Here is a 4,105-nt window from a genome sequence, read left to right on the forward strand (position 1 = left end):
GATGAGTAATACTTTACTCTGGTTTCAAGCACTAGCTTGTCTTACTTTATTTCTTAACATTACTGTGTGTGTTATTCAGTTTTCAATGGTCAAATGTTTCGCTGTCGTTTTGTTGACAACTATTTAACTATAACATATCTCTTGGATGGAAGTCAATAACTTTTTACAAAAAAGTTATTTTCAATCATTATTTGAAATGCCCTCTCAAAAGACTGCCTAAATAATATACCACGAATAGCTTTTCAAATGCAAGGATTAATTGCAAGTTTTTTAAAAAACTTGTCGATTGAGCTGTTCCTTCATTAAATACGTTTAAAAGATAAGGATTTTCATCAACATCAAACTAGCTAAGCCGTACCCACTTAGCGCTGTCGTTATCCCAACCGTCATAACATTAATAGGTAAATGAAAACCAATCAATCCACCAATGACATTGATAAAGAAGATAATAAGTACACTTGCAATCATGCGATAAATCAGTTTAGCTATTTGAAATCCTAATCTTTTCATTTTATTCCCTCCATCATCATTATACTAACCATGCTCTTTTTAACTATTACATCGTTATTATTTATATGAAGAAACTAAAAAAAAAGAACGCCCATCATTTTTGACGGGCGTTTAAGTGTAGACGTCTTGCTTCTCTTAATAAGAAGAAATATTTTATTTCCGCAATCTTCAATTGGTACTCACCTTCAACGGATGGATCTAAACTACGTTCCATCACACCTTTAACTTGTGTCCATTCTGACTGCAAACGGTAAATGTCATCAAGCAATGCTTGTTCATATTGTTTTTTCTTTCGGTTTGTTCGAAAGCCCATAATCAACACATCACTTTCAGATTATAATTCACGTCGACCTTCTAATGCTTTCGATAAAGTCACTTCATCGGCATACTCTAAATCGCCACCCATTGGTAAGCCATGAGCGATCCGAGTAATTCGGATACCTGACGGTTTAACGAGACGAGAGATATACATCGCCGTTGCTTCACCTTCTACATTAGGGTTTGTTGCGAGAATAAGCTCTTCGACTTTATCATCTTTTAAACGTTTAATTAAATCAGGTACATTAATATCTTCTGGTCCAATCCCATCCATCGGTGAGATTGCCCCATGGAGCACGTGATAACGTCCATTAAATTCACGCATTTTTTCCATTGCAATAACATCTTTAGGATCTTGTACGACACAAATAACGGAGTCATCGCGGGTATGATCACTACAAATCTGGCATGGATCTTGGTCAGTAATATGGCCGCATACGCTGCAGTGTGTGAGTTCCCGTTTCGCATTGACTAATGCCTTCGCAAAATCTAGCACATCGTCTTCTTTCATATTTAAAACAAAAAAAGCCAGTCGGACCGCAGTTTTCGGTCCGATTCCTGGCAATTTAGTAAAGCTATCAATCAGCTTTGAAATTGGTTCAGGATAATACATATACTCGCTCCTTAAAACATTCCCGGAAGATTCATACCTTGAGTGAATTTACCCATCTTCTCGTTTGATGTTTCATCCACTTTATTTAATACTTCATTTGTCGCAGCAATGATTAAATCTTGTAGCATTTCTACATCATCTGGATCAACAACTTCTTCATTAATCTCTACATCAACAATTTCCTTCTTACCGTTAGCAATGACTTTAACCATACCGCCACCTGCTGTTGCTTCAAAGCTCATCTCTTGTAATTCCTCTTGAGCTTTCATCATATCTTTTTGCATTTTTTGCATTTGTTTCATCATTTTATTCATGTTTGCATTTCCACGCATTGTGTTTTCCTCCTTGTAATTAAAAACTTTAGTCTTCATGTATTTCTATTAAATCATCACCGACTAATTTCCGTGCTTCTTCAACAACGGGGTCTTCTTCTTGTTCTTCTGTTTCTCCTGAATCTTTTGCTTTTAACTTTTGTTCTTTAATAAAGTCCTCGCGCAATTTCAGCCACGCTTCTTCAGGAATTGGGATAAATGACATGTGATGTCCCGTTGTTTCTAACAGAATCGCTTCTATTAGTTCCCGATGATCAAGTGCTAACGAACAATGAATATCATATTTAAAAGCAATCACCAAGTTATCAAACGATGCCGCTGCTGGCTTAGCATCTTGCAAGGTCGCATGAGCTGGCGCACTTTTCGTTTTCACTTGTTGCAATACATTTGCCCAAGCGCGTTGCACATTTTGTAAGTGTTCTTTTTCTGCCTTTTCTAACGTGAGGCGGATTTTTTCAAACGGTATTTTATAGTTACTCTTACTTTGCGGGGTACGCTTTTGTTGACGCTTGGGTGATGCAGCTTGCTCTGTTTTTATGCCTTGTTCTTTTAACACTCGTAGTTCTTTTTCTAGTTTACCAAGCTTTTCGGTTAACTGCAAAATGTGTGAATCATTGGCTACTGACGACGCTTGGTCTTCTTCTGTTAGTTTTAATACACTAATCTCTATAAAGACTTTTGGACTTGTCGTCCACTTCATCTCTTGTTGACAATGATTCCATTCACTAATCGCCTGTTGGATCCAGTGTGGATCGAGTCGATTGGCTAGTTCTTTAAAAGCCTCATCAGGTACGGCACGCTCTAATTGATTAGCAAGCGTTGGCGCGGCCCGGTACATCAACGCATCCCGCAAGAAGTAAATCAAATCATGAATTAAACGTCCGGGATCTTTTCCTTCTTGAATGAACTGGTCGACAAGGCTCAGGGCTGTACTCACGTCTTTATCGGCTAGTGCTACTGTGAGCTGTTGTAGCCTTGCTTGTGAGACAGAACCTGTAATCTGTAACACATCTTCTAACGTCACTTCACCATCACTATACGAGATCGCTTGATCTAGAAGACTCAATGCATCCCGCATTCCACCTTCTGCCGCGAGCGCAATCTGATGATAAGCCTCGTCACTTACGGTCATATCTTCATGAGCCATAATGACTTTCATTCGTTCAATTAAGGCTTGCTGCGTAATCCGTTTAAAATCGAAACGCTGACACCTCGAAATAATCGTTAGCGGGATTTTATGTGGCTCTGTTGTTGCTAATATAAAGATGACGTGTTTTGGTGGTTCTTCTAACGTCTTTAATAACGCATTAAAGGCACCCATCGATAACATATGCACCTCATCGATAATATACACCTTATAAGGTACGGATGTCGGGGCATATTTCACTTTATCTCGTATATCACGAATCTGTTCGACACCATTATTAGAAGCAGCATCAATTTCCATCACATCAGGAATCGCTCCTGACTGGATACCTTTACAGCTGGCACACTCTAAACACGGCTCTTTCGTTGGGGCGTGTTCACAGTTAATCGCCTTCGCAAATATTTTTGCCGCACTTGTCTTTCCTGTCCCTCGCGGGCCAGTAAACAGATAAGCGTGTGAGAATTTATCTTGTACGAGAGCATTCTGTAATGTTCGTGTTATATGTGCCTGTCCAACCACATCTTCAAATACTTGTGGGCGAAAGACACGATATAGGGCTTGATAGCTCATATATAACCGGATCCTCTCTTCGTGTTAAGTCTCATCTTATTATAACTGAAACACACAGAAGTTGCATTAGTTAATCTCCCTGGATTTTATCGTTTTAGGGCGAGAAGACACCTTCCTCAAGTGCGTCAGCACTAGGTGGGTGATGAATCGATTTTTTGAATATTTTTGAAGTGACAAACATATATTCCTCATGGTACAATTAAAGCACTAACAGTGACCGTCACAAAACAAAGAGAGGGTGGGTATCATGGGCATGAAGGCCATTTTTTCAAATCGCTTATATAAGTATAAGATCGACCCTGATTTTGTTATGTCCATGAATCACACCCTTCGGGTGTTTAATCAAGCCAAACATTTTCGCTATCAAGCGGAGGTCCGGGAGCTTAGGGGCGTGAAAGCGAAAAGTTCCGTCTCCATCCATCAACAGTTGAAACAACATTACGGATTAAATGATTATTATGCGACCAGTGCTGTTCAACAAGGACGGGCGCTTCTATCCGCGCAAAAAGAATTGAAGAAGGTGTACATGCGTAATAAAAAAGAGCAAATCAATGCCGTTAAAAGAAAAATAAAAGCGACGAAGGCGCGCTTGACGACCCTTCAAAAGATAAAAGG

The 4,105-nt window shown here is 39.3% G+C and carries 6 protein-coding genes; 1 reads left to right on the forward strand and 5 read right to left on the reverse strand.

Annotation, left to right across the window (positions count from 1 at the left end; all coding sequences use genetic code 11):
* Positions 1 to 312: 312 nt before the first annotated feature.
* The 5 genes from BM390_RS15080 to dnaX form a co-directional block, all read right to left on the reverse strand.
* Positions 313 to 510 carry a pro-sigmaK processing inhibitor BofA family protein gene (locus BM390_RS15080; protein ID WP_062323930.1) on the reverse strand — a complete coding sequence of 66 codons (198 nt, stop codon included), beginning with the start codon at positions 508 to 510 and terminating at the stop codon, positions 313 to 315.
* 94 nt (positions 511 to 604) lie between these two features.
* Complete coding sequence (locus tag BM390_RS15085; protein WP_089855764.1) at positions 605 to 823, reverse strand: YaaL family protein; 219 nt, start codon at positions 821 to 823, stop codon at positions 605 to 607.
* 21 nt (positions 824 to 844) lie between these two features.
* Positions 845 to 1,441 (reverse strand): recombination mediator RecR, encoded by a 597-nt coding sequence (gene recR / locus BM390_RS15090; RefSeq protein WP_062323927.1) that lies wholly within the window; start codon positions 1,439 to 1,441, stop codon positions 845 to 847.
* Between the two features lie 11 nt (positions 1,442 to 1,452).
* Positions 1,453 to 1,773 carry a YbaB/EbfC family nucleoid-associated protein gene (locus BM390_RS15095; protein WP_062323925.1) on the reverse strand — a complete coding sequence of 107 codons (321 nt, stop codon included), beginning with the start codon at positions 1,771 to 1,773 and terminating at the stop codon, positions 1,453 to 1,455.
* Positions 1,774 to 1,801: 28 nt separating this feature from the next.
* On the reverse strand, positions 1,802 to 3,490 hold the full coding sequence (gene dnaX / locus BM390_RS15100; RefSeq protein ID WP_089855766.1) for a DNA polymerase III subunit gamma/tau: 1,689 nt from the start codon (positions 3,488 to 3,490) through the stop codon (positions 1,802 to 1,804).
* A gap of 247 nt (positions 3,491 to 3,737) precedes the next feature.
* Between dnaX and BM390_RS15105 the strand changes: the two genes are divergently transcribed.
* On the forward strand, positions 3,738 to 4,105 hold a 368-nt coding region (locus BM390_RS15105; RefSeq protein ID WP_089855769.1), incomplete at its 3' end, for a hypothetical protein.

The organism is Halolactibacillus miurensis (assembly GCF_900116255.1).
Taxonomy (GTDB): domain Bacteria; phylum Bacillota; class Bacilli; order Bacillales; family Amphibacillaceae; genus Halolactibacillus; species Halolactibacillus miurensis.